Here is a 23,945-nt window from a genome sequence, read left to right as displayed (position 1 = left end):
CGGAGAGACGCTGAAATGGGAAACTGGCTGATTACAATCCTCGGGTTGATCGTGTTGCTGGCGGTGCTCGACGGCGTGCGCCGCGCAATTTTAAAGCACCGTGCGGCGATGAAAGTCTCGGACAATCTGTCGCGAGCTATGCGCCAGGAGAGTGATGATCACGATATCCTGTCTGCGCCTCGCCGGGCGGCGCCCCGCCGGGCGGACAATCCAGCGGTAGGGGAAAGTGGGCAACCAGATCCGGAGGAGGCGGAGAAGCGCCGCCAGATCGCCGCGGAACTGCCCGGCCAGGTGCGCGTAGTACAACGGCGTGCTCTGGAAGATGCGCTGCGGGTAAACCGCAAAGTCCAGGAGAGCTTTATGTCCTCCCGCAAGCCGTTGGCCGGCAGTAACCCCAATCGGGAAGCGCCGGAGCAGGCATCGCTCAATCTGGAAGAACAGGTGCCCACGCTGATGGATTCGGTTGCCGACGACGAGCGCCGGGAGCCGGAACTCGACGAATCGGAAAGCCTCGAAGCCCTCTACACGGCGCCGGAAGAAGAGACGCCTGTGTCCAAGCCCGCAGTAGGCAAGGCAGCGCCCCCGGCGCGCAAAGAGAAGCCCGCGAAGAAACATACCGTGGATGCGGAGGTTGGCGAGGAACACAAGCGCGAGCAAAGGGAAAAATCCCCAGTGGAGGAGGTGCTGATTATCAACGTCGTAGCGCCCGACGGGGATAGTTTCGACGGCAAGGATATATTGCGCGCGGTAATGGCTGCCGGCATGCGTTTCGGAGAAATGGATATCTTCCACTATCACCAGGGCGGCGCCGACGACGGCCCTGTAGTGTTCAGCCTTGCGAATATGGTGGTGCCTGGCGTGTTTGACCTAGCGCGTATGGAGGCGTTTTCCACCCCCGGCCTGAGCCTGTTTCTCGCACTGCCGATCGAGGAAGAGGCCATTAAGGCTTTCGAGCAGCTGTTGACCACCTCGCGCCAGATCGCGGAATTGCTCGGCGGTGAGCTGAAGGATGAAAACCGCAGTGTTTTCACCGCTCAGACCGCGGAACACTACCGCCAGCGCGTGGTGGAATACCAGCGGCGCAGAGCACTGGCGAAGGCACAAGCCTAATTCCATTTCCCCATCTCACCGTCAGGGAGGAAACCGCGGCTCCGCCTGTAGCGAGCGCGGTTTTCCCTGTTGGTGGCGGCAATCCTCAGTTTTTGATAGCACCAAAATGACGGATAAAAAAATTCCCAGCGAAATACAGCAGCGCGCCCAGGAGCTGCACGAAATTCTCCAGCGCGCCAATCACATGTACTACGTACTCGACAACCCGGAACTGCCGGATTCCGAATACGACCGTCGCCTGCGCGAGCTACAGGCCCTGGAGCAAGAGTATCCGCAACTGATCACCCCGGATTCCCCCACGCAGCGCGTTGGCGCAGAGCCGTTGAAAGCGTTTGCGGAGGTGCACCACGAGGTGCCCATGCTCTCCCTGGACAATGCGTTCAGTGATGAGGAGTTGCGGGAGTTCGACCGCCGTGTGCGCGAACGCCTGAATAGCAGTGAGCCGGTGGAATATGCCTGTGAGCCCAAGTTGGACGGCATTGCCGTTAGCCTTCTGTACCGCGGTGGTCTTCTCGAACGCGCGGCAACCCGTGGGGACGGCACAACAGGAGAGGACATTACCCGCAATGTGCGCACCATTGGCTCGGTGCCGTTGCGCCTGCTGGGCGGCGATCCGCCCGCGGTTCTCGAAGTGCGTGGAGAAATCTACATGCCCAAAGCGGGTTTTGCAGAATTGAACAAAAAGGCGGCAGCGGCTGGAGAAAAGCTTTTCGTCAATCCGCGCAATGCCGCCGCCGGCAGCCTTCGACAGCTGGATTCGCGGATCACTGCACAGCGTCCGCTCGAATTCTGTGTTTACGGTGTCGGCCTGGTAGAGGGCGCCGCCTTGCCTGAGCGGCATACGGAAATTCTACGGCAGCTCAGTCGCTGGGGGTTTCGCATCAATAGCGAAATGTCGGTGGCAAGGGACATCGGTGAATGTATTTCCTATCACCGCAAACTCGGCGAGAAGCGCGAAGCGTTGGCCTACGACATAGACGGCATCGTGTTCAAAGTGAACGATATCGCCCTGCAACAGCGCCTGGGGTTTGTCGCCAGGGCACCGCGCTGGGCCATGGCCTATAAATTTCCCGCCCAGGAGGAAATGACCGAACTGCTGGATGTGGAGTTTCAAGTGGGTCGCACTGGCGCTGTGACACCGGTGGCGCGCTTGAAGCCGGTCTTTGTCGGCGGCGTGACAGTATCTAATGCCACCTTGCACAATCGCGATGAAATTGAGCGCCTCGGTGTCAAAATCGGCGATACAGTCGTAGTCCGCCGAGCTGGTGACGTAATCCCACAGGTGGTCTCGGTAGTGGCGAGCAAACGCCCGCGGGATGCGCGTACCATCGTATTTCCAACGCATTGCCCGGTTTGTGGTTCGCCTGTGGAGTCCGCCCCCGGAGAGGCGGTGGCGCGGTGCAGCGGTGGTTTGATCTGTAGCGCGCAGCGCAAACAGGCGATCAAGCACTTCGCTTCGCGCAAGGCGATGGATATCGAAGGACTCGGAGACAAGCTGGTGGAGCAACTGGTGGATGAGGGGTTGTTGCACTCTGTTTCCGGTCTGTATCACTTGCAATTCGAGCAGCTGGTGGCGCTCGAGCGCATGGGGCAAAAATCAGCGCAGAACCTGCTCGATGCCCTGGAGCGCAGCAAACACACAACCCTGTCGAAATTTCTCTACGCGCTGGGCATTCGCGAAGTGGGGGAGGCCACTGCGCGCAACCTCGCCAAGCACTTTGGCGATCTGGCCCCACTGATGCAAGCCGATGAAGCGGAATTGCAAGAAGTCGAGGATGTAGGGCCGGTGGTGGCGCACTTTGTCGCCGAGTTTTTCCGCCAGCCACACGCCCAGGAGGAAATAGAGGCGCTGCGTCAAGCCGGTATCTTTTGGGAACCGGAGGAACAGGGCGGCGAGGCGCAGCCGCTTGCGGGCCAGACCTGGGTTTTGACCGGCAAGCTGGAAACGCTGTCGCGCAGTGAAGCCAAGGACCATCTCCAGCGTCTCGGTGCCAAGGTGGCCGGTAGTGTTTCCGCCAACACCGATACAGTCGTCGCTGGCCCCGGTGCCGGTTCAAAGCTGAATAAAGCTCGGGAGCTGAATATCCCCACGATGGATGAGGGTGAATTCCTAGCCATGTTGCGGGGCCGCGGCATCGCCATTTAGGGACCCTCTGGTGCATTCGCGTGGGCGCTGTAATTGGTTTTAAGCGCCCAGGCAGTCGGATCGAGGTTTCGAAAATATACGAGTACATCCCTGCGGCTCCGCTGGATGCTTCCCTGTATCCGACGGTTACCCCATCATCTGAGCTTCTTCTCTGGCTTCGATGTATCTTTGCCGTCAAGGAGAGAGTTAATTAGTGGTTCCTTGGTTGCGGGCATAACACAAAAAGGAAGTGGTCATTTGTGTGATTATAGGGTTCGATTTGGCGCACAAATCCGCAATCACAGAAGGCCGCTGGTGGATACTGTACACGGGCTGTGCTCCGTGCTCGTTATCTGATCGGCAGGTGTTGTTCTGCGGGTGAGATTTCGGTTGTAGCTTTCTCTCCCCTTGGCCGTTAAAGTGGAGCCCAGGTTTTATTCGCGCAGGATAATTTTTATCCAAAGCGCCGCTGTAAGGATAGTTTCAAGTGCTTCAGGGCGATCAGGAATCTATTGTCTACGGTTGTATCAAAGACAGTAACAGCCTCGCGGGTGGTGCCGAGCGCAGGCGTGTTAATCGCGCGGCGGTGCTGGCGTTGCCCAGTGCGGACGAGTGGCCCTTCCTATGCCGGGATATGTTTTCCATTCCCACGATCAAAGTGAAAAAGTCCCAGTACCAAACCGATGTTATTCACTTCGGCGCTTCCTACCGGGCCGTGGAATACGAGTGGAATCTTTGGATACAGAAATTTGAGGAGTTGCTGCGCAATATGTACTGGGTTTCTGCCACGGTACATTTGGAGACGGAGCTGTCCGGCATTCATTCGTTTACTTGGGAGGCTGCGGGCCTCTACCATGAGCCGGGCTGCGGTGGCATGCAGGTGCGCTGTGAGTGGACTCAGGAGGGACGGGTCAGCGTCTGACTGCGCTACCGGTTATCCCACCGTTTGGCTAAGATAACCGCGAGTTGCGCCCATCAGCGGCTTTTCCAGAATATTGATTACTGACGAAAGGAGTTGTTATGAATGTCTACCGGTCTGTGATTCTGACCAGTGCACTGTTGTTTGCCCCCTTCCTGCACGCCAGTGAGGATGCGGCGGCGAAGCTGATCTCCGAGGCCCCGGCAGATGCCAAGGTCTACATTATCTCTCCCAAGGACGGTGAAAAGGTCGGCACAACTTTTACTGTGAAATTTGGGTTGTCTGGAATGGGCGTGGCGCCCGCGGGCGTGGACAGAGAAAAGACCGGTCACCACCATTTGTTGATCGATGTGGATGAACTGCCGGATATGACCAAGCCGCTGCCGGCGTCGGAAAACATTATTCATTTTGGTGGCGGCCAGACCGAAACCGAGGTCACTCTGCCGCCGGGTAAGCACACCCTGCAGCTGGTGCTTGGCAATCATCTGCACATTCCGCACAAGCCGCTGGTGATCTCGAAAAAAATCACCGTTACCGTCGAATAGGGGATACCCTGGGAGCGCGCATGGCCGGCAGTTTTCGCACTGAGAAAGACAGCCTGGGCGAAGTGCTTGTACCCAAGGACGCCCTGTACGGTGCCCAAACTCAGCGGGCGCTGGAAAACTTTCCAGTGAGCGGCAGCCGGCTGCCGACAGACTTCATCCGCGCCATCGTGCTGATCAAAAAATCGGCCGCCCAGGCCAATAGTGACTTGGGGTTGTTACAAGGTCAGTTAGCGGATGCTATCGTGGCGGCCTGCGATTCCCTGACGGAAGAAGACTTCGACTCTCAGTTTCCCGTCGATATCTACCAGACCGGTTCCGGTACCAGTTCCAATATGAACGTGAACGAGGTGCTGGCCCGGATCGCGGCTCGCGACAGCGGCCTCGCTGTTCACCCCAACGATCACGTCAATATGAGCCAGAGTAGCAATGACGTGATTCCCAGCGCCATTCACGTGTCTGCACTGCTGGCGGTGCGCGACCACCTGCTGCCGGCTTTGCGTCATCTGCACACCGCTGTGGGGGAGAGGGCGGCGGCACTGGAAGACGTGGTCAAGACTGGCCGCACCCATCTGATGGACGCTGTGCCTATGACGCTGGCACAGGAAATCGGTGCCTGGGGGGCCCAGGTGGAATCCTGCCGTGAACGCATTCGCGGTACATTGCCACGCTTGGCGCAGTTGGCCCAGGGCGGCACAGCAATAGGTACAGGGCTCAATGCGCACCCGGACTTTGCCCAGCGCTTTGCGCAGAAGTTGAGCAACAACTGCGGTCAGCAATTCCGGCCCGCCGATAATCTCTTTGCCGCTATTGCTTGTCAGGACACCGCGGTTGAGTTGTCCGGTCAGTTAAAAGTGTTGGCGGTCGCCCTGATGAAAATCGCCAATGACCTGCGCTGGATGAACAGCGGTCCACTTGCCGGCCTCGGTGAGATCGAACTGCAGGCCTTGCAGCCTGGCAGCAGCATTATGCCGGGCAAGGTCAATCCCGTGATCGCCGAGTCTGTGGCAATGGTGGCGGCGCGGGTGATCGGCAATGATGGGACCATTGCACTGGCGGGGCAGAGCGGCAATTTTCAGCTTAATGTTATGTTGCCACTGGTGGCGCATACATTACTTGAGAGTATTCGCCTTCTGAGCAGCGCCGCGCGGATTTTGGCGGACAGGGCGATCGCTGGATTCACGGTCAACCGCGAACGCATAGAACAGGCGCTTTCTCGCAACCCTATTCTGGTGACGGCGCTGAACCCGGTAATCGGCTACGCCAGGGCGGCGGAAATTGCCAAGGAGGCCTACCGCAGTGGACGGCCGATCCTCGATGTCGCGCTGGAAATGACGGATTTGGACGAGGAGACGCTCCGGAAACTACTGGATCCGGTGCGTTTGGCTCAGGGGGGGCTGATCGGATAGGCGGCCGCGTACCAGCCGCTTGCCGAAACTACGCAAGCAGGGCCAGCCCCATCATGATTGCGGCGATAAGCGCCGCCATGTATTCGAGCCACCTGAACAGATGCCAGACGGTTCTCCGGTCTTCCCGCTGCAGCATTCTCTTAGCCATGGGAACCTCCACGCGTTGACAGAAATTTGCCTATACCTCACGATTCGGCGCCGTGTCGGCAACACGTACCGACATTACAATGGTAGTGCCGCAGGCGGTGCGACCAACTGTCCACACAATACGAACAATCCGAACAGGTTCTCATGGCAAGAAAGAGTCGCCGCTCCTTTATCACCAGTGTGCTCGCTTGTATTGCCTTCGTTGCAGCGGCTATCTGGAGCTGGGATTTGCCGGTCAAAGACGTTGTCGCCTACTTGGTGCTACTGTTGGTTTTTCTCGCGGTAATTGTCGCTGCCGCGTTGGCGGGCGGTGCGTTGCTCAGTTGGTTGCGCAGGCGAAAAAAATAAATGGCAGTGTCTGAAGAGGACATCCGCATTCCCATAACCTACCTGGAGCGGTTGCTGGAAGAAGCGCAGCGCCGCGGCTGTGACCGCCGTGAGTTGCTCTCCTCGGTGGGTATCGAGGAGGAGGAGCTGACGGGAGTTGCGGCCTTTTCCGCATTGAAATACGGCCGCTTGTACCAGCGGGTGATGTGGTTGGCGCAGGACGAGTGGTTCGGCATGCTGAGCGGCGGCCGCGTGCGCTCCGGGTCTTTCCGCCTACTGTGTTTAACGGTGGTCAACTGTGCGACCGTGCGCCAAGCTATTACTCTATCCGCAGAGTTTATGGAGATTTGCCGCGGGTTTAAGGTAAAGCCCGCTATTGAACCTGCGCCAGGTGGCCGGGAAAGGGTGGTCATCCAAGGGATCAGCTCTCTGGCTGCTGGTGAGTTCGAGCAGTTGATCGCCGAGACGGACCCGGGGGTAATTCGCACCACGCTTGCGGTTTGGCATCGCTTCTACTGCTGGCTGGTGGGGCGCGAAATACCGCTGTCAAAATTGCATTTTTCCTTTCCCTGTCCCGAGGAGTTCCGCACGCTCGCCCAGAGCGAGGCTGAAGAACTCTTGTTTGAGCAGCCGGTTAACGCCCTGGAATACGATAGCCGCTACCTGGATTACCCTGTGGTGCAAAATCCGCAAACGGTTGAGGATTTCATCCGCACCGCCCCCTATCACTTGGTCATCAGCGATGGCAGTGCGAACAGCATCAAAACAAAGGTGAAAACGATTCTCAACAGGGATGTCAGTGAATCCATGCCGGCCGCAGAGGCCGTGGCCGAGCGGTTGAACATGTCAGTCACCACCCTGCGACGGCGCCTGCAGCAGGAGGGCACGTCCTATCAGAAGCTCAAGGATGAGTGTCGCATGGAGGCCGCTTTTCACTATCTGAGCTGTCCGGACCTGTCCAACGCCCAGATTGCCGAAATGCTGGGCTTCGACGAGTCCAGTGCCTTTTTCCGGGCCTTTAAGAAGTGGACCGGTATCACTCCCGGCGAATACCGCAGCCGCAAGGGTGCCTGACGCCTGCCCAGATTTGTCACTGCTTTGGACGGATTTCGCCATAGAGGCCGGCCTTGGCTTGCCACTATGATGAACAAAATGTAAATATGAGTCACAAATCCGACTGCCCGGTTTTGTCCGGGCGGTGGACATACAACGGTGAATTGAGGGTAGCAGGATGACCGATATCAAGATTCCACTGCGCGATATGCGTTTCGCCATGCGCGAGTTGCTGGACTGGGACAATCACTATGCGTCCCTGGGCTATGAGGAGGCCACTCCGGATCTGGTAGACGCCATCCTGGAAGAGGGCGCCAAATTCTGTGAGAACGTGCTGGCGCCGCTGAACCAAGTCGGTGACCAGCAGGGCTGCACCTGGAAAGACGGCGAAGTCACTACCCCGGAGGGCTTCAAAGAGGCTTACCAGCAGTTTGTCGAGGCCGGCTGGCCCTCCCTGGCGCATGATCCGGCTTACGGGGGGCAGGGGCTCCCGCCGTCGCTGGGCACGGTGATGAGCGAAATGGTCGGTACTGCCAACTGGTCCTGGGGTATGTATCCCGGCCTGTCTCACGGTGCCATGAATACCCTTGAGGCGCACGGTACCGAAGAGCAGAAGAGCATTTATCTGACCAAGCTGGTGGAGGGAAGCTGGACTGGCACAATGTGCCTCACCGAGCCTCACTGCGGCACCGACCTGGGCATATTGCGCACCAAGGCCGAGCCTAATGACGATGGCTCCTATTCCATCACTGGCACCAAGATCTTTATCTCTGCCGGTGAGCACGATATGGCCGAAAACATTGTGCACATCGTGCTCGCGCGCCTGCCTGACGCACCGGCTGGCACTAAAGGGATTTCCCTGTTTATCGTACCTAAATTCCTGCCCCAGGCAGATGGCTCTGTCGGCGAGCGCAACGCTGTGGTTTGTGGCTCTCTCGAGCACAAAATGGGTATTCACGGCAACGCTACTGCGGTGCTGAACTTCGACGGTGCCAAGGGATTCCTAATCGGCCCGCCCAATAAGGGGCTTAACTGCATGTTCACCTTCATGAACACTGCGCGCCTGGGTACCGCCCTGCAGGGGCTGGCGCATGCCGAGGCCGGCTTCCAAAAATCGCTCGCGTACGCGAAAGAGCGCCTGCAGATGCGCTCCCTGTCCGGCCCGAAAAACCCCGATGGCCCCGCCGATCCGATCATCGTACACCCCGATGTGCGCCGTATGCTGCTGACCCAAAAAGCCTTTGCTGAGGGTGGCCGTATGCTGACCCTACTGTGTGCGCAACAAGTGGATCGTCTGCACAAAGGCAGCGAGGAAGATAAGAAGGAAGCTGATGACCTGCTCGCCTTCCTGACACCGATTGCCAAGGCTTTCCTGACAGAGACCGGTTTTGAATCCGCCAACCTCGGCCTGCAGTGTTTTGGCGGCCACGGTTATATCGCTGAGTGGGGTATGGAGCAAAATGTGCGGGATGCGCGCATCTCCACCATTTATGAGGGCACCACCGGTGTTCAGGCCCTGGACCTTCTGGGCCGTAAGGTGCTGATGAGTCAGGGAGAGTTGCTGCGTAAATTCACCAAGATTGTGCACAAATTCTGTCAGGCGGAGATAGACAATGAAGCGCTGGCACCGTTTGTTACCAAGCTGCAGGAACTGAACAAGCAGTGGGGTGATCTGACGCTTCAGGTGGGTGCCAAGGCGATGGAAAATCCGGATGAAGTGGGCGCGGCTTCCGTTGACTACCTGATGTTCTCAGGATATGTCGTGCAAGCTTACCTCTGGGCCCGAGCCGCCAAGGTGGCCAATGAGAAATTGGGTGAGGGCGCAGGTGAAGCGGATTTCTACCGTGCCAAGCTGGCTACTGCGCGTTTCTATTATGACCGGATACTCCCCCGTACCAGCAGTCATGCCGCGGCAATTCTGAGTGGGGCCGATAATCTGATGGCGTTGGATGCTGAGCATTTCGCCTTTTAATCTCGCTCGGGGTAAAAAAACCGCCGCACCGGCGGTTTTTTTATTGTGTGTTGTGCCACCCATGATGCTTATTGCTATAAGTGCCATTGCTCGGGTTGCCAGTGACGGCTGTGCAACTTGCTAGTGGGACTCCCGACTGCGGGGCAGCGATGAAATATCGCCGCGGGGCAAAGGAGCGTGGACTTTTAGCGATGCCAAAACAGTGGGGGTCTGTTGAGGCGGGGAAGTGAAAGGCTAAACTGGGCCTTTCAGCATTGACAAGGCTCGCAGCCAGGGGCCGCCCCGGGGCGAAAACCGAAAAACAAGTACTTTCTGGAGTCCACTGCCCATGCAGCTGCCGGATCATATAATCGCCCGTTTGAAGCACTTGGCTTGTTTGTACCCACTTGCTCGGGTACAGTTTCGGCTTCCGGATGCGAGTGATTTTTTTCTCGAGATGTCACCTAAATCCGGCGATGGCGGGGGAAAATCGCATCAAGTGGTGTCTCACTTCGGGCACACGCAAAACCCCGCGTTGACCCTGGAAATGGCAAAAGGCACTCTGAGTGCTATATGGGAAGGTCGTTTAAGTGCACGCCACGCCTTTTTGTTGGGCGACATCCGCTATTCCGGTAACCGGGAACTGGCCGCTTCACTGGCAGATCTTTTTCCCGCGGAGCACTGACGGAGTAATAAATAACACTGCGAACAATAAATATACGCCTGCATATTCCCGCTAGCTGGCAGTTTTCGTCTATAAAAACGGAAGATGTGGGCAAGTCCGCATTTCCCACAGGGATCCATAGTGAGGTGGCTTTAGAGCGGCATGGTCGGCTAGTGCGACAGCCAAAATGCGCGCAAACTGCGGTACTTCGCTCAGAACTGACGAAAACCAGCCTCGCGTACTTTGATGTCGCAGCAGCGGGAGGCTTGTAACAATGCAGGCCAAAGACAACAAATAGGACTGGGAGAAGACAGTTGGACATCGACCGCAGCATACTTGACGTATTTAAAGGTGCCTGGAGCAAGTACAGTGACAGGCCAGCCTTCACCTGCCTCGGACACACACTCTCTATCGGTGATATCGACAGACTCAGTGCGCAGTTCGCATCCTACCTGCAGAACCACACGAACCTGGAGCCCGGAGATCGCATTGCGGTACAGCTGCCCAACGTACTGCAGTACCCAGTAGTGGTATTCGGTGCTCTGCGCGCGGGTTTGGTTTTGGTCAATACCAACCCGCTCTATACCCAGCGTGAGCTCAAGCATCAGTTGAACGACTCTGGCGCCAAAGCGATGGTGGTGTTGGCAAACATCGCTGATACCGCCTCTGCGGTTGTGTCGGAAACCTCGGTGGAAAAGGTGATAGTGACCGAGATTGCTGACCTGCACAGCCCCCTCAAGCGCACCTTGATTAATGGCGTGGCCAAATACATCAAAAAGATGGTGCCTGACTTTTCCTTCGACAACCAAATCAGCTTTCGCGAAGCCATGTCTCTCGGTGCCAAACTGCCACATCAAGATGTACAGCGTGCGCCGGAGGAAGTCGCCGTGTTGCAGTACACGGGCGGCACCACAGGCGTGGCCAAGGGCGCGATGCTCACCAATCGCAACCTGGTGGCCAATATGGAGCAGGTGCGCGAGGCGTTGGGGGACTCTATGAAAGAGGGCGAGGAGTTCTACGTGGCACCGCTGCCGCTGTACCACATTTACGCCTTCACTATTCATTGCATGTGCCTCTTCGCAACCGGCAACCACTCTCTGTTGATTCCGAACCCGCGCGATATCCCGGGCTTTGTCAAGTCACTAAAGGGTAAGCGGTTTACCGGCTTTTGCGGCTTGAACACTCTGTTCAACGGCCTGATGCGCAACCCACAATTTGCTGAGTTGGATTTCAGTAAGTTGCACACCACTTGCTCTGGCGGGATGGCATTGACTCGCGACACTGCCAAGCGCTGGGAGGAGATGACCGGTTGCGTGGTGCTGGAAGGCTATGGCATGACCGAAACCTCTCCCGTTGTGTCCTTCAATCCCACTGAAGCTGTCCAGCTGGGCACTGTCGGTGTACCCGTGCCTGGTACTGAAGTCAAAGTGGTCGATGAAAATGGCAACGACCTGCCGAACAACTCCCCTGGAGAACTCTGTGTGCGCGGTCCGCAGGTAATGAAAGGTTACTGGCAGCGCCCGGAAGCCACGGCCGAAGTGCTCGACAGCGAAGGCTGGTTGCGCACCGGGGACATGGCGGTCATTCAGGATGACGGATACATTAAGATCGTCGACCGTAAAAAAGACATGATTATTGTTTCCGGTTTTAATGTTTATCCCAACGAAGTCGAAGATGTGGTCAGCACGCACCCCAAAGTGGCCGAAGTTGCCGCCATTGGTGTTCCGCATGACAAGAGTGGTGAAGTGGTTAAACTCTTTGTCGTCAAGGCGGACGCCTCTCTGAGTGAGGAGGAAGTGATCGCTTTCTGCCGCGAAAATATGACGGCGTACAAGGTGCCGAAACAGGTGGAGTTTCGAGAAGACTTGCCGAAAACCAATGTCGGCAAGATTTTGCGTCGGGAATTACGCGATGAGGAGCTGAAGAAAATTGAAGCTGCCGTAAGTGTTTGATTTTTCTTCTAAAGGAGCCACAGATGAAGTCGCTTTGCGACGCTAAAGAGGCATCGAGTTCAGGGGACAGGCTCATCGCCTAAGTGCCCTGGAACTTGTCACTGTAGTCACGCGATTTTTCTGAGGCTCCTTAACAAAAAGCCCCGCTATTGAGCGGGGCTTTTTGTTGCTGCTTTTAAGCGAGCAGAGTGTCAATGGTTACCAGCTTTCCAATTCGGTGTGGTTGGATTTGCGGCGCTCAGGCAATCGGGTAGGCATTGATAAAACGCGGGAGTGCGTCCCTGCAGCAACGGTGGATGTATCCCTATATCCGACGGCTTCGAAATGTCTATTTCATCTCGCTTGGCAGTTTGCCAGGAAGTGAGTTAATTAGAGACTTCTTAGAGAACTTTCAATGTTTCGCGAATTGGGAAAAAGATGTCCCTTGCGAGCTGCTTGCAGCGAGCTGGAGACCATCCCTCGACCGGGTCGGGCAGGTTATCGTTATCTTTGAACGGCATTTCCAGTGTCAGGGCTAGGGTGCGGAATTGGTGGCCGAGCCAGTTGGTGGCGACCGTCATGTTGGCACAGCCGGGGTTGCTCGTTCCATAACCGCGCTCGGTCTGGAAGTCGGGACTGGCGGCGACAAAGGCGCGTTTGAAAGTTTCCTCTAACATGGCATGGCGCTCATCATAGCCGGGAATGCCCTCACAGGCCGCCACAAAATTGAAGGGTAGGGCCTCGTCGCCATGGATATCGAGGAAGAGATCACCACCGACTGCCAGCATTTTTTCCCGTACCAGGTAAACTTCCGGGCTGCGTTCCATACTCGGGTCTTGCCACTCGCGATTCAGGTTGGCGCCAGCGGCGTTGGTGCGCAGGTGGCCGCGCACGCTGCCGTCTGGGTTCATATTTGGCACTATGTAGAAGACGGTGTCTCTGAGCAATGCCTGTGCCGATGCATTGGCATCGTCCAGTAGCGCTTCCAAAAAGCCCTCTACAAACCATTCCGCCATCGTTTCACCGGGATGTTGGCGGGCAATCATCCACACACGGTGTTTTGCTGTTTTCGCGTCGCCCACGGTCAGCAGACTCATGTCGCGGCCGTCCAGAGTTTTGCCGAGGGTTTCCAGTTGTACCCGGTCATCGAGCTGGGCCCAGGCCAGCAGGTCCAAATGACGCTCCCAGGAAAAGGGGGCGAAATAGGCCAGGTAGATGGCCGGCCGATCCAGATCCACCGTGAAGTCGAGGGACTCGCCGTTGTATTCGGCAGGGATTCGGAACCAGTTGTGGCGGTCGTAAGAGGCGCAGACACGGTAGTTCTCCCAGCCTTCAGGGTAGGCTGATTTCCCCGCGTTAACGATGCGCAGGGGATAGCTGTTGCCGGCCTCGCCCTCCAGGCGGAAATGGAACCACTGGTAGAAGTCTGAGTTATTGTCTTTTCGGATAGCCAGCTGCACCGGGCTGCTCTCGGCATTGATCACTTCTATATTGCCGCTGTCAAAATCGCTGGTGATGTACATATATCTGCTCCAGTTGCTTTTTCGCGGCCAGGATACAGAGGATGTAAGCGGGGTAAAAGTCGCGGGCAAATAAAAAGGCACGGTACCGGAATCGGCACCGTGCCTTTGCCACTCCTTGGCGGCACCCGCTGCGATTACTGCTCCCTGAAAAATTTCCGGTGATGGACCCGTGGCGACTGCTGACTGCCTGGCCTGATCACAGGTGCAGAAACCGGCACCATCAGAAATCGTTTACTTCATCCCTTGACTCGCAGCTGGCGCTGATCAAAGTTTAGGCAGATTCGAGGCGGGCATAGGCGGGTTTCCACCAGGTTGGCGCGGTTTTGGTTAACTATTACGGCGGATGGCAGGAAATTTTGTCATCTTTTGCGATCCAGGCCGCAAAGGTGGCAGCCGGCGCCACTTCCGGACCAGGCAGGCTTTAGTTAAGCTAACCGCTCTTGTTTTGTACAGCAAAAAGAGAAAGGCCATGAAAAGAAGTATCAAACGTGGAGTCGTTATCAGCAGCCTGTTGGTGCTGATGATGAACCTCACTGCCTGCGGCTATTTCCTCTACCCGGAGCGTAAGGGGCAGCAAGGTGGTCGTGTGGACCCGGTGGTTGTCATTTTGGATGCTGCGGGGCTCCTGTTTGGGGTTCTGCCGGGTGTGGTGGCTTTTGCAGTCGATTTTACCAACGGGACTATCTATCTTCCTCCCGGTGGCTCTTCTGCCATTGACCGTCACCTTAGCCACTTGGATGACGGCGAGGTGCGTGAAGTGATAGATCAAAATGGACAGGTCTGGCTGGAAATACCGCTCGACAGCTTGGCGGGCGAGGGTGAAGGATTGCAACGTCTGGGTGAAGCGCTCTCTACCGCGACCGGCCGCCACGTAGTGATGAATGATATTGTGTGGTTGGAAAATCTGGCGGCGCTACGCACGGCAATGACTGAGCAGATGGCGGCGCGCTAGGCGATATCACTTTGTGCGTTAAATTGGGGGCGCTGTAGGCTTGCGGCTAAGTGGATTTCTTATCCGGATGCACAGCACCCCGAAGGCCCGTGGAGGCATTGATTCACGCAGTGCCACTGTGGTTCCCGGGTGCTTATTCGATTGGCCAGACCGCTTGAAATCGCATCAAAAGGTCTCCGTTGTCTGCGCAGGAGTATTCTTGGTCCATGCACCCAGAGGTCTTGCGCAATCAGTCGGAGGTCTCTGCGCGTTTGTAGGCCTTGGGAGAAAGGCCGGTCCAGCGGCGGAAAGCCTTGCCGAAGGCGCTTTCGTCGCAGTAACCCAGAGCGGCGGCAATTTCCGCATTGTTCTTATCACCGCGGCGCAGCCACTGGCGCGCGTAGTGGCTGCGTACCTCGTCTTGAATTGCCCGGAAACTGGCGTTTTCCTCCTGTAACTTGCGCCCTAGGTGGCGAGGGCTGATACACAATTGACTGGCCACTTGCTCGCGTGTCAGCTGGGGTTCCTGCTGCAAAAGGTGCGCGACCTGCAGTTGCAGACTCTTGTTGGTTAGGGCGCGCAAAAGGGCGTCGGCTTCAGGTTTAAGTCGCGCCATCACCTGGTGATCGGCGGCCACCAGTGGAATATCCAGATCTTGGGGGCGAAAGCGGATCGCGGATACCGGTGCGTTGAATTGCACTGGCGTGTTGAGCAGCTGTTGGTACCTCTGTTGAATAGCCAGGGAGGGCGCCGGATAGGCTAGCAGCAGGGCCTGGGCGTGGAAAGGGGCTCCCGTCATACTGCAGGTTTGGCTCAGACACGCGGACAGCACGGTTTCAACCCGCAGTTGCGCACAGCGCAAGTAATTGGGCAGGTAGCAGAGATCCGCGTGATGGGCGCCGCGGCGCAGTTCGAAGCGGCCGCCTTCGCCGACCAGCGGGTGATAGATCAGCAATTGATCTATGGCGGCACCGAGGGTTTTTTGAGTCATCAGCAGATAACCCACCAAGCCCATCTGGCTGCTGTGCATAGCTGTGCCTAACTTGACGCCCAATAAGGGATCCGGGTGTGCCTCGGCCAGGGCCAGCCATAGTTGTTCCTGGAGTCCCATCGGCACTCTCTGATTTTCGTCTATCCCGGACAAAATCTCTTTGGCGACAGAAGGGATTTCCAGTTCCAGACTGTTTAAAGCTGCTGTAATTGCCCGTGTATAGCTCAGAGTGACACTTCTGCAGTCCGCTGCTTTCATCGCTGGCGTCCGGAATTAACCAATGATCGCCCGATTATGACGATCTGTCTGGGAGTTGTCACGGTATATTGCAATCGACGCAGCGAACGAAAGCGAGAATAACAATGAAACCCTACGCGGTGATCGGCGCCGGGCCCATGGGGCTGTGTACGGTGCGCAATCTGATGAAGTACGGCATTCCCTGTATCGGCTTTGAAATTCACAATGATGTGGGGGGGCTGTGGGATATCGACAGTCCCACCAGTACCATGTACGAGTCTGCGCACCTGATTTCGTCAAAGAAAATGACGGAGTTCGCCGAGTTCCCCCTACCGGATCATGTGGCCCAGTTTCCCCACCACAGTGAGTTGCGGGATTATTTCCGGGCCTATGCGAAAGCCTTTGGCCTCTACGAGCGTTACGAATTTAACACCGAAGTAGTACGTTGCGAGCGTGATGGCAATGACTGGCGCATCACCACCCGCATCGTCAGTGGGGATGGCAAGGGGAGGGAGCAAACACGGGTTTTCGGTGGTCTCTTGATCGCCAACGGCACACTGCACCATCCGAATATTCCCAAACTGCCGGGGGATTTTGCCGGTGAAGTACTGCACTCGTCCGCGTATCGTGACCCGGTAATCTTCGACGGCAAGCGGGTGCTTTTGGTGGGCTGCGGCAACAGCGGTGCGGATATTGCCGTGGACGCCGTGCACCGGGCGAAGAGCGTGGATATCAGCCTGCGCCGCGGTTATTACTTTTTGCCCAAGTTTATCGGCGGCGTTCCCACCGATGCAGTGGGTGGCAGAATCAAATTGCCGCGCTTTATCCAGCAGCGCATCAGTGTGGCCTTGTCCCGTTTGATGCTGGGCCGCCCCAGCCAGTACGGCTTACCCGAGCCGGACTACAAGATGTTCGAGTCTCACCCGGTGATCAATTCGCTGATTCTGCATCATATTGGCCACGGCGATATCCACCCGCGGGGGGATATTGCTTCCATCGATGGCCATAAGGTGACTTTCAAGGGTGGCGACAGAGGGGAATACGACATGATCCTGCTCGCCACCGGTTACAAGTTGCACTATCCGTTTATTGACCAGGACCTTTTGAACTGGGTTGGCTACGCGCCCCGGTTGTATCTCAATGTCTTTCACCCGGAGTATGACAATCTGTTCCTGATGGGAATGGTGGAGGCGGTTGGTTTAGGTTGGGAAGGGCGCAATGAGCAGGCGCAGCTGGTGGCTCTTTATATCCGCCAGTTGTCCCTGGGGGCGGAGTCCGCACGGCGCTTTAAGGCAATCAAACGCGAACGGGCAGCGCAGCGCACTGATGGTGGCGTGAACTATCTGGATCTCGAGCGCATGGCTTATTACGTACATAAGGACACCTATCTGAAGGCACTGCGCAGTCACACAGCAGACTTGCGGCGGGATTTGCAAACTGAGGATACTGATGCGTTTACCGGCAACGCAGAGGCTATCTAGTGGACCAAAATCTTGCCAGTAGTTTTCAGATGTCTCCGGCGGCGCTGCTGCTATTAAATGCGGTGTTGGCGTTTATGATGTTTGGCGTATCCCTGGGACTGCGGCCCGGGGACTTCGCGGAGGTTTTACGCCGGCCGCTGGCTCCGGCTACTGGACTGGTGGCCCAGTTCCTGTTGCTGCCGGGCGCGACCTGCCTGGTGACCTGGTGGCTGCGGATAGATCCAGATTTGGCGTTGGGCATGATACTGGTTTCGTGTTGTCCCGGTGGGACTTTCTCTAATGTCATGACATGGATAGGGCGCGCCAACGTCGCTACTTCTGTCAGCATGACTGCGGTTTCCAGTGTGGCCGCCGTGTTGTTGACCCCCCTAAACTTTGCGCTTTACGGCAGTTTAAATCCCTATACAAGGGAGCGGCTGCAGGCCATCACACTACCCGCAGACAATATGATCTTATTGGTTGTGGCGGTACTGGCACTGCCGATGCTTTTCGGGATGATTACGGGGGCGCGGTTTCCACGCTTTGCACGACGCAGTGAACGCATTTTCCGGGCCGGGTCGCTGCTTGTTTTCCTTCTTTTTGTAGCCGTTTCCATCAGCAGGCACTGGCAGACAGCGGTACAGGTGGCCGGTTCGGTGTTGCTGTTGGTCGTCGCACACAATGCATTGGCATTTTTGATCGGCGACCTCAGTGGCCGCGTGATGCGCCTGCCGTTGGGCGACCGACGGGCGGTAACCATGGAGGTAGGGATTCAGAATTCAGGGCTGGCCTTGGCGATACTTTTTACTTTTTATCCTTCCGCAGGCCCCATGTTGGTGGTGGCGGGTTTTTGGGGCGTATGGCATTTGGTATCCGGTTTGAGCCTGGCCGGACTATGGAATGTCCAAAATCAAAGGTGGGCACCAAAAAGCGCACCGCAGCAGGATCTGTAACCTTGAACAGCGACAACATTATGACGGGAAAGAGGGTTTTGATTACTGGTGCCGCTGGCTACATAGGGCACCAGTTGGGAGCGCTTCTGGTGCAAGAAATGCCGGTGGTCGGTGTGGATATTCGCACCCGGCCCGCCCCCTTTCCGATATTCACCCTGGATATCTGTGATCCGGCCTTGGGCGAATTGTTGCGGGCGGAATCTATTACCCACGTGGTTCATCTTGCCTCGGTGATGGCCGCAGGGCGGGACAGGGAGGCCGAATATCGCATCGATGTCGAAGGTACGGAAAATCTGCTCAAGGCCTGCCTCTATGCCGGGGTTGAACATATCACCGTGGCCAGTAGTGGTGCCGCCTACGGCTATTACCCGGATAACCCTGAATGGCTGGATGAACAGCACCCATTGCGCGGTAACCCGGAGTTCGGGTATTCGGATAATAAACGCCGAGTGGAAGAGATGCTGGTGGTCTACAGAGAAAAGCACCCACGCCTAAAGCAGTTGATTTTCCGCCCCTGCTCCATTGTTGGCGCTGCCACAAAGAATAAGATTGGTGAACTGTTTTCCGGTGGGTCGGTCCTCGATCCGGGTGGCCATAATTCGCCTTTTGTTTTCGTCTGGGACCAGGATGTAATTCGGGCGATAGAGTTCGGTGTGCGGCGCTCCGCCAGCGGTATTTACAATCTGGCCGGTGACGGTGCTCTGACGCCGGAGGAGATTGCCCGGTTACTCAAAAAACCGCTGCGTAGGCCGCCAGTCTGGCTGGTAAAGCTGATATTGGGGATCGGCTATTTTCTGCATTTGACCGACAAACAACCCGGGCAAGTGATTTTTTTGCAATACCGACCGGTGCTTTCAAACCGCCGATTGAAAGAAGAGCTGGGATTTGTTCCGCAAAAAAGCTCCCGCCAGGCCTTTGTCTATTTCGCCCGCGAGGCACTTGGTATTGAGCCTTGGGGAGATGAGGTTGGGAGCGGGACATGAAAGGAGGAGACGTTGTTGTTGTTACGGGGGCGGCCGGTGGCCTGGGGTGGGCCATCGTTGAAGCGCTGGTAGCCCGTGGACGGTCCCGCTTTGCACTGGTGGATATCAGTGTTGAGGCTCTCGAGGAGCGGGTAAGGGAGCTGCATCAGCGCAGAATCTCGGCGGAGTGCTTTGTGGCGGATTTGTCCTGCGAGCACGCCGTGGCGGAACTGGTAAAGCAGCTGCGGGCCAGATACCAGCGGCTTGGCCTGTTGGTGAATAACGCGGGTATCACTCACCGCAGCTTGTCAACGCAAACCAGCAATGCAGTAATCCGCCGGGTGATGGCTGTGGACTATCACGCACCGGTTGAGCTGGCGCAGGGACTGCTGGAGGAATTACGCGCAGCCGAGGGTTGCATCGTAAATATCAGCTCCATGGCGGGTTGGATGCCGGTGTTGGGGCGGGCCGGTTACTGTGCGGCCAAAAGCGCTTTGCACCAATATTTTGAGACCTTCCGTGAGGAAGTGCGCGATTTGGGGATCAAGGTATTGATGGTCTATCCCAGCTTTGTGGCCACCAATATCGAGCGCAATGCGCTGTCTGGGGACGGCGGACGCGCGCGTCACAAACAGAGCACTGTCGGCCGCGTGCGTAGTGCCGAATGGATGGCAGAAAAGATTGTCACTGCGCTCGAGCAGGGGCGGGAGCGTCTGTTCCCCCGCGATAGAACCCTGCTGGGCGCTTATCTGTACAAATTCTTCCCGCGTTTGTTTATGAAACAGATGGTGAAGCGTTTTCGCGTGGAGCTGGATGTGGCTCGGGGGACCGGGTGTAAATGAGGCGGCAGCCGTTGCCGCCACACCAATAGTCCCCGATGACACCCAGTAGCTCAGTGCGGGCCATTTCAGAGGGCCGCGTTGGCGGCCGGGTCAGAGTAGTGACGGTAGGGTTCGTCAATACGCCAGGTCAGGTAGGCTGATTGAGGGTTGGACGTGTCTCTGGTTTCGAAGCGCATGGCCTGCGCCCTGTCTCCGATCATTGCTTCGATGACGTAGGCGCCTTTAGGAACATCGAGCAGGAAGATGGGGCCATTGCTAGTAGTGTTCAGCAGCAGCGCACCCGTCGCATCCCTGACTTTGATTTGTCCACCCCCGAGAAAATGCCCGGTGTCGGTGCTGAGTATCACTTTGATATCGAAGTCCGCCGCGAGTTTTTCCAGTTCGCGCCGCTCGTTTATCCCGATGCCGCCAGACACGTAGCGCAGTTTTCCCTGGTGCTGGATTTCGGGTGTTTGCGCTCCGGTGGCGGGTGCGGTCAAGAGACAGAAAATAAATGAAATAGCTCGGCAGATTTCCATAAAATCCTCCAGAAAACTACACTGTATTCCTCTTTTCCCGGTAGGTTTTCAAGATGATATGAATCGCTGTGGTGTGGCTGCTCCGATGCGTGCCATGATCCACCCATTCGTAGGGATATACACCGTTACTGCGGAAGATCTGTGCCATCGGGCATGGGCCATCCACGTCTTTCGATATAGGAAACGGGGACAAAAATTCAAGACTGGAAAAGGCACAAGTTTCTATAAATCCGTGCCTTCAAGATCTCCCGCGCGCAGGCCCTGAGTCTATTCAAATGCAATGGGTATGATACTCGCCGCTAGCAACATCCCCATTGCGAGATTGAACCGGCGCAGGTTCCGCGGCTCGGTCAGAACCCGTTGCAGGCCAACGCCAAACAGCATCCAGACAATGATGCAGGGGCTGCCTACGGCGAAAAAGGTCAATGCGATGCGCGCGACCTCCAGCCACATTTCACTGCCACTGTCGGTGAAAGCCGCCAGCGCACCGATAGCCATAATCCAACCCTTGGGGTTTACCCATTGAAAGGCTGCAGCCTGAAGAAAGGAAAAGGGCCTGCTGTTGCCGGCGCTGCCCACTTTCCGGGTATTGGCGATGCTCCACGCCAGGTAGAGCAGATAGGCGATTCCCAACCAGCGAATGACTTCGTGTAGCAACGGGAACCGCGTAAAAACCGTACCCAGCCCGAGTCCTATGGCGATGATCATCGCTGGAAAGCCGAGGCAGATGCCGAGCAGATGGGGTAGCGAGCGGCTTACACCGTGGTTCAGGCCGGATGACATTATCATCAGGTTGTTGGGGCCCGGTGTAATGCTCGTGGAGAAAGTGAATAGCGCTATGGGGAGCAAGGACTCTAACACGGCTGCCTCGGGGCGGAAAATACAACCGTGGTAAGATGCTGATAAATCGAGGAAATCTCAAGTGCGACTGATCGACAGCCACTGTCATTTCGACTTTGCTGCCTTTGACAAGGACCGCGCCAGCGTTTGGCGGCAGTGCCGGGAAGCTGGGGTGGAGAGGATCATTATTCCCGGTGTCAGCCCGCCGCGTTGGCAAGCCCTGCTAGATTTGGTTCGGAGTGAGCCTGCTTGGCATGCCGCGCTGGGGGTGCATCCCTGGTGGGTGGCAGAATCGAAGTGCGGAGCGGCGCAACTGCAGCGGGATCTGGCGGCATCGTTGGAAGCGAATGCCTGTGTGGCGATTGGCGAGTGTGGTCTGGATGGCGCCATAGCCACGCCCCTGGAAAAACAGGAAGAGGTCTTCCGCGCGCAATTGGCCCTGGCGGAGTCATTGCAACTGCCGCTGATTGTGCACGCTCGCCGCTGCCACAATGAGATGTTGCATCTCTTGCAAGCGTATCGCCCCAGCCGTGGTGGTGTTATTCACGCTTTCAGCGGCAGCGTGGAAATCGCGCGAGAGTATTGGAAGCTGGGGTTCTCCCTGGGTGCCGGCGGTACCATTACCTACGACCGCGCCGCCAAGACCCGCAGAGCCTTTGCTGCCCTCCCGTTGGAGGCCATAGTGCTGGAAACCGATGCGCCGGATATGCCCCTTCAAGGCCACCAGGGGCAGCGCAATAGTCCAGCTTGTCTGCCGCGTATCGCCCGCACATTGGCGGAGCTGCGCGGAGTCTCTGTTGAAACGGTGGCTGATCAGACGCGCAGAAACACTGAAGCATTATTTTCTCTATGACGTTTTCCCCCGAAGTTTTTAAACGCCATTTTCCTCTTTTCTCCCAGCCCGAGAACAAGCGGCTCGTATACCTGGATAATGCCGCTACGACGCAGAAGCCGCAGGCGGTGATTGACGCCTTCGGCGACTTTTATCTGCATAGTAACGCCAATGCCCACAGGGCCAGTCACCGGCTGGCCCGCCGCGCGACGGAGACAGTGGAGCGGGTACGTGCCGAAGCCGCAACCTTTATCAATGCTGCAAGCGCAGCGGAAATTATTTTTTGCCGTGGTGCCACCGAAGCGCTCAACCTGATCGCCAACAGTCTTTGCAGTGAACTGCGTGCAGGAGACGAAATCGTGGTTTCGACTTTGGAGCACCACGCGAACATTGTTCCCTGGCAGATGATGGCGCAACGCTATGGGCTGCATCTGCGTTATATCCCGCATACCGCGGGTGTTCCCCACTTCAACCGCCTGGACGAAGTGCTGAACGAGCGCACGCGCATTGTCTCTTTAAGCGGCGGTTCCAATGCGCTTGGCCTACGCCCGGATCTCGCGCATATCGCACGACAACTGCAAGGGCGCAATTTGCGCTGGATCGTCGACGGTGCACAACTCGCCGCCCATGAGAATGTTGACGTAAGAGAGATCGGCTGTGATTTTTTTGTCTGTTCGGCGCATAAATTTTATGGCCCCAGCGGTATAGGTTTACTTTATGGGCGTGAGTCTTTACTGAAGACGATGCCCCCCTGGCAAGGTGGAGGTGAAATGATCGCGGAAGTCGATCTGTTCGACAGCCGCTATGCAGAGCCTCCGCACCGGTTCGAGCCGGGAACTTCGCCACTGGCCTCGATCGCCGCACTAGGTGCGGCTCTGGCGTTTCTCGATCAACAGGATCGCGCTGCCATGGCCGCACACGAGCAAAAGTTGACGGCGTGGCTGCACGGTCAGTTGGAAAAGCTTTCCGGGGTGCACTTGCTGAGTGAAGCTCGGAACAATTTGGGGATTACTGCATTTATCCCCGAGCACGGCAATGCGGCGGATTTGATGCACTGGCTGGACGAGAGGGACATCGCAGTGCGGGTCGGCCATCACTGCGCACAGCCACTGATTCGTGCTGTTGGGGGAAGTGCCACTGTGCGGGTGTCTGTCGCCGGATACACCACGCAAAGTGATCTGGAGCAATTGGTGCAGGCGGTGGCGGATTATCTTGCGGATTTGAGCGCACCAGTGACAGCACGGCGTAAGGTCTCTGCTTGGTCAGGTGACGATCTATCTGCCTTGAAGCTTGAACAGCTTAGCGCCCGGCGCAACTGGCAAGACCGCTACCGGGAACTGATGCGTTGGAGCAGGGCAATTGCGGAAAAACCGCAAATCCGCCAGCCCGAACACTTGGTGCAGGGTTGCGAGTCCCACGCCTGGCTGGTGTGTCGCGAAGAAGAAGGCCGCTACTTTTTCGCCCTGGACAGTGACAGTCGGGTCGTCAAGGGGCTTGGCGCATTGTTGTTATCGCAAGTGGATGGGCGGACGGCGGATGAGATTCGGACGCTGGATATCAAATCACTGTTTACTGAGTTAGGTATGGAAAAGCACTTGAGTGAATCCCGCAGCAACGGCTTCTATGCGCTGGTGCGGCGCGTGTTGGCTCTTATTGGTTAGGGCGCTTTTGCTTAAGT

The 23,945-nt window shown here is 56.9% G+C and carries 21 protein-coding genes; 17 read left to right on the top strand and 4 right to left on the bottom strand.

Going from position 1 to position 23,945, the window contains the following annotated elements:
- Nucleotides 1-15: 15 nt before the first annotated feature.
- From zipA to A3224_RS09365, 10 genes are all read left to right on the top strand, one after another.
- On the top strand, nucleotides 16-1,110 hold the full coding sequence (zipA, locus tag A3224_RS09410) for a cell division protein ZipA (protein ID WP_067153717.1): 1,095 nt from the start codon (nucleotides 16-18) through the stop codon (nucleotides 1,108-1,110).
- A 106-nt stretch (nucleotides 1,111-1,216) separates the two neighbouring features.
- Nucleotides 1,217-3,256, top strand: a complete 2,040-nt coding sequence (ligA, locus tag A3224_RS09405) for an NAD-dependent DNA ligase LigA (RefSeq protein WP_067153715.1) — start codon at nucleotides 1,217-1,219, stop codon at nucleotides 3,254-3,256.
- Between the two features lie 466 nt (nucleotides 3,257-3,722).
- Nucleotides 3,723-4,157, top strand: coding sequence for a hypothetical protein (locus A3224_RS09400; protein WP_067153712.1), 435 nt, complete (start codon nucleotides 3,723-3,725; stop codon nucleotides 4,155-4,157).
- A 98-nt stretch (nucleotides 4,158-4,255) separates the two neighbouring features.
- Nucleotides 4,256-4,699, top strand: a complete 444-nt coding sequence (locus tag A3224_RS09395) for a DUF4399 domain-containing protein (protein WP_067153710.1) — start codon at nucleotides 4,256-4,258, stop codon at nucleotides 4,697-4,699.
- A gap of 20 nt (nucleotides 4,700-4,719) precedes the next feature.
- On the top strand, nucleotides 4,720-6,105 hold the full coding sequence (locus A3224_RS09390) for a class II fumarate hydratase (protein ID WP_067153708.1): 1,386 nt from the start codon (nucleotides 4,720-4,722) through the stop codon (nucleotides 6,103-6,105).
- Nucleotides 6,106-6,396: 291 nt separating this feature from the next.
- A complete protein-coding gene (locus tag A3224_RS09385; protein WP_067153706.1) occupies nucleotides 6,397-6,600 on the top strand; it encodes a hypothetical protein in 204 nt (67 codons plus the stop codon).
- Nucleotides 6,601-7,653 carry an AraC family transcriptional regulator gene (locus A3224_RS09380; RefSeq protein ID WP_067153704.1) on the top strand — a complete coding sequence of 351 codons (1,053 nt, stop codon included), beginning with the start codon at nucleotides 6,601-6,603 and terminating at the stop codon, nucleotides 7,651-7,653.
- Nucleotides 7,654-7,810: 157 nt separating this feature from the next.
- Entirely contained in the window at nucleotides 7,811-9,604 is a 1,794-nt protein-coding gene (locus tag A3224_RS09375) for an acyl-CoA dehydrogenase C-terminal domain-containing protein (RefSeq protein WP_067153702.1), read from the top strand.
- 436 nt (nucleotides 9,605-10,040) lie between these two features.
- The gene (locus A3224_RS09370) at nucleotides 10,041-10,268 is read left to right on the top strand and encodes an SCP2 sterol-binding domain-containing protein (protein WP_231902340.1); all 228 of its coding nucleotides are present in this window, start codon (nucleotides 10,041-10,043) and stop codon (nucleotides 10,266-10,268) included.
- 293 nt (nucleotides 10,269-10,561) lie between these two features.
- Nucleotides 10,562-12,199, top strand: coding sequence for an AMP-binding protein (locus A3224_RS09365; RefSeq protein WP_067153698.1), 1,638 nt, complete (start codon nucleotides 10,562-10,564; stop codon nucleotides 12,197-12,199).
- Nucleotides 12,200-12,579: 380 nt separating this feature from the next.
- Here the strand turns inward: A3224_RS09365 and A3224_RS09360 are convergent, their stop codons facing one another.
- Nucleotides 12,580-13,701: a M14 family metallopeptidase gene (locus A3224_RS09360; protein ID WP_067153696.1), complete on the bottom strand. Its 1,122-nt coding sequence runs from the start codon at nucleotides 13,699-13,701 to the stop codon at nucleotides 12,580-12,582.
- 469 nt (nucleotides 13,702-14,170) lie between these two features.
- On the opposite strand from A3224_RS09360, the gene A3224_RS09355 reads away from it, so the two are divergent.
- The gene (locus A3224_RS09355; protein WP_067153694.1) at nucleotides 14,171-14,653 is read left to right on the top strand and encodes a hypothetical protein; all 483 of its coding nucleotides are present in this window, start codon (nucleotides 14,171-14,173) and stop codon (nucleotides 14,651-14,653) included.
- Between the two features lie 229 nt (nucleotides 14,654-14,882).
- On the opposite strand, the gene A3224_RS09350 is transcribed toward A3224_RS09355, so the two are convergent.
- Nucleotides 14,883-15,881: an AraC family transcriptional regulator gene (locus A3224_RS09350; RefSeq protein WP_074901236.1), complete on the bottom strand. Its 999-nt coding sequence runs from the start codon at nucleotides 15,879-15,881 to the stop codon at nucleotides 14,883-14,885.
- A 104-nt stretch (nucleotides 15,882-15,985) separates the two neighbouring features.
- On the opposite strand from A3224_RS09350, the gene A3224_RS09345 reads away from it, so the two are divergent.
- Genes A3224_RS09345 through A3224_RS09330 form a run of 4 tightly spaced genes read left to right on the top strand, consistent with a single transcriptional unit; the run spans nucleotide 15,986 to nucleotide 20,077 of the window.
- Complete coding sequence (locus A3224_RS09345; protein ID WP_067153692.1) at nucleotides 15,986-17,341, top strand: flavin-containing monooxygenase; 1,356 nt, start codon at nucleotides 15,986-15,988, stop codon at nucleotides 17,339-17,341.
- Nucleotides 17,341-18,273 carry a bile acid:sodium symporter family protein gene (locus tag A3224_RS09340; protein WP_231902339.1) on the top strand — a complete coding sequence of 311 codons (933 nt, stop codon included), beginning with the start codon at nucleotides 17,341-17,343 and terminating at the stop codon, nucleotides 18,271-18,273. The genes A3224_RS09345 and A3224_RS09340 overlap by 1 nt, the downstream gene beginning before the upstream one ends.
- 2 nt (nucleotides 18,274-18,275) lie before the next feature.
- Nucleotides 18,276-19,256: an SDR family oxidoreductase gene (locus A3224_RS09335; protein ID WP_231902338.1), complete on the top strand. Its 981-nt coding sequence runs from the start codon at nucleotides 18,276-18,278 to the stop codon at nucleotides 19,254-19,256.
- Complete coding sequence (locus tag A3224_RS09330; RefSeq protein WP_067153690.1) at nucleotides 19,253-20,077, top strand: SDR family NAD(P)-dependent oxidoreductase; 825 nt, start codon at nucleotides 19,253-19,255, stop codon at nucleotides 20,075-20,077. The genes A3224_RS09335 and A3224_RS09330 overlap by 4 nt, the downstream gene beginning before the upstream one ends.
- Nucleotides 20,078-20,142: 65 nt before the next feature.
- Here the strand turns inward: A3224_RS09330 and A3224_RS09325 are convergent, their stop codons facing one another.
- A complete protein-coding gene (locus tag A3224_RS09325; RefSeq protein ID WP_067153688.1) occupies nucleotides 20,143-20,595 on the bottom strand; it encodes a hypothetical protein in 453 nt (150 codons plus the stop codon).
- A 267-nt stretch (nucleotides 20,596-20,862) separates the two neighbouring features.
- The gene (locus A3224_RS09320; protein ID WP_082817464.1) at nucleotides 20,863-21,384 is read right to left on the bottom strand and encodes a LysE family translocator; all 522 of its coding nucleotides are present in this window, start codon (nucleotides 21,382-21,384) and stop codon (nucleotides 20,863-20,865) included.
- 133 nt (nucleotides 21,385-21,517) lie between these two features.
- Here A3224_RS09320 and A3224_RS09315 point away from each other — a divergent pair, with 133 nt between their 5' ends.
- On the top strand, nucleotides 21,518-22,288 hold the full coding sequence (locus A3224_RS09315) for a TatD family hydrolase (RefSeq protein ID WP_067153684.1): 771 nt from the start codon (nucleotides 21,518-21,520) through the stop codon (nucleotides 22,286-22,288).
- Complete coding sequence (locus A3224_RS09310) at nucleotides 22,285-23,928, top strand: aminotransferase class V-fold PLP-dependent enzyme (RefSeq protein WP_067153683.1); 1,644 nt, start codon at nucleotides 22,285-22,287, stop codon at nucleotides 23,926-23,928. The genes A3224_RS09315 and A3224_RS09310 overlap by 4 nt, the downstream gene beginning before the upstream one ends.
- The last annotated feature ends 17 nt before the right edge of the window (nucleotides 23,929-23,945 follow it).

It is taken from the genome of Microbulbifer thermotolerans, assembly GCF_001617625.1.
Taxonomy (GTDB): Bacteria; Pseudomonadota; Gammaproteobacteria; order Pseudomonadales; family Cellvibrionaceae; genus Microbulbifer; species Microbulbifer thermotolerans.
This window is presented reverse-complemented; position numbering and strand designations above follow the sequence as displayed.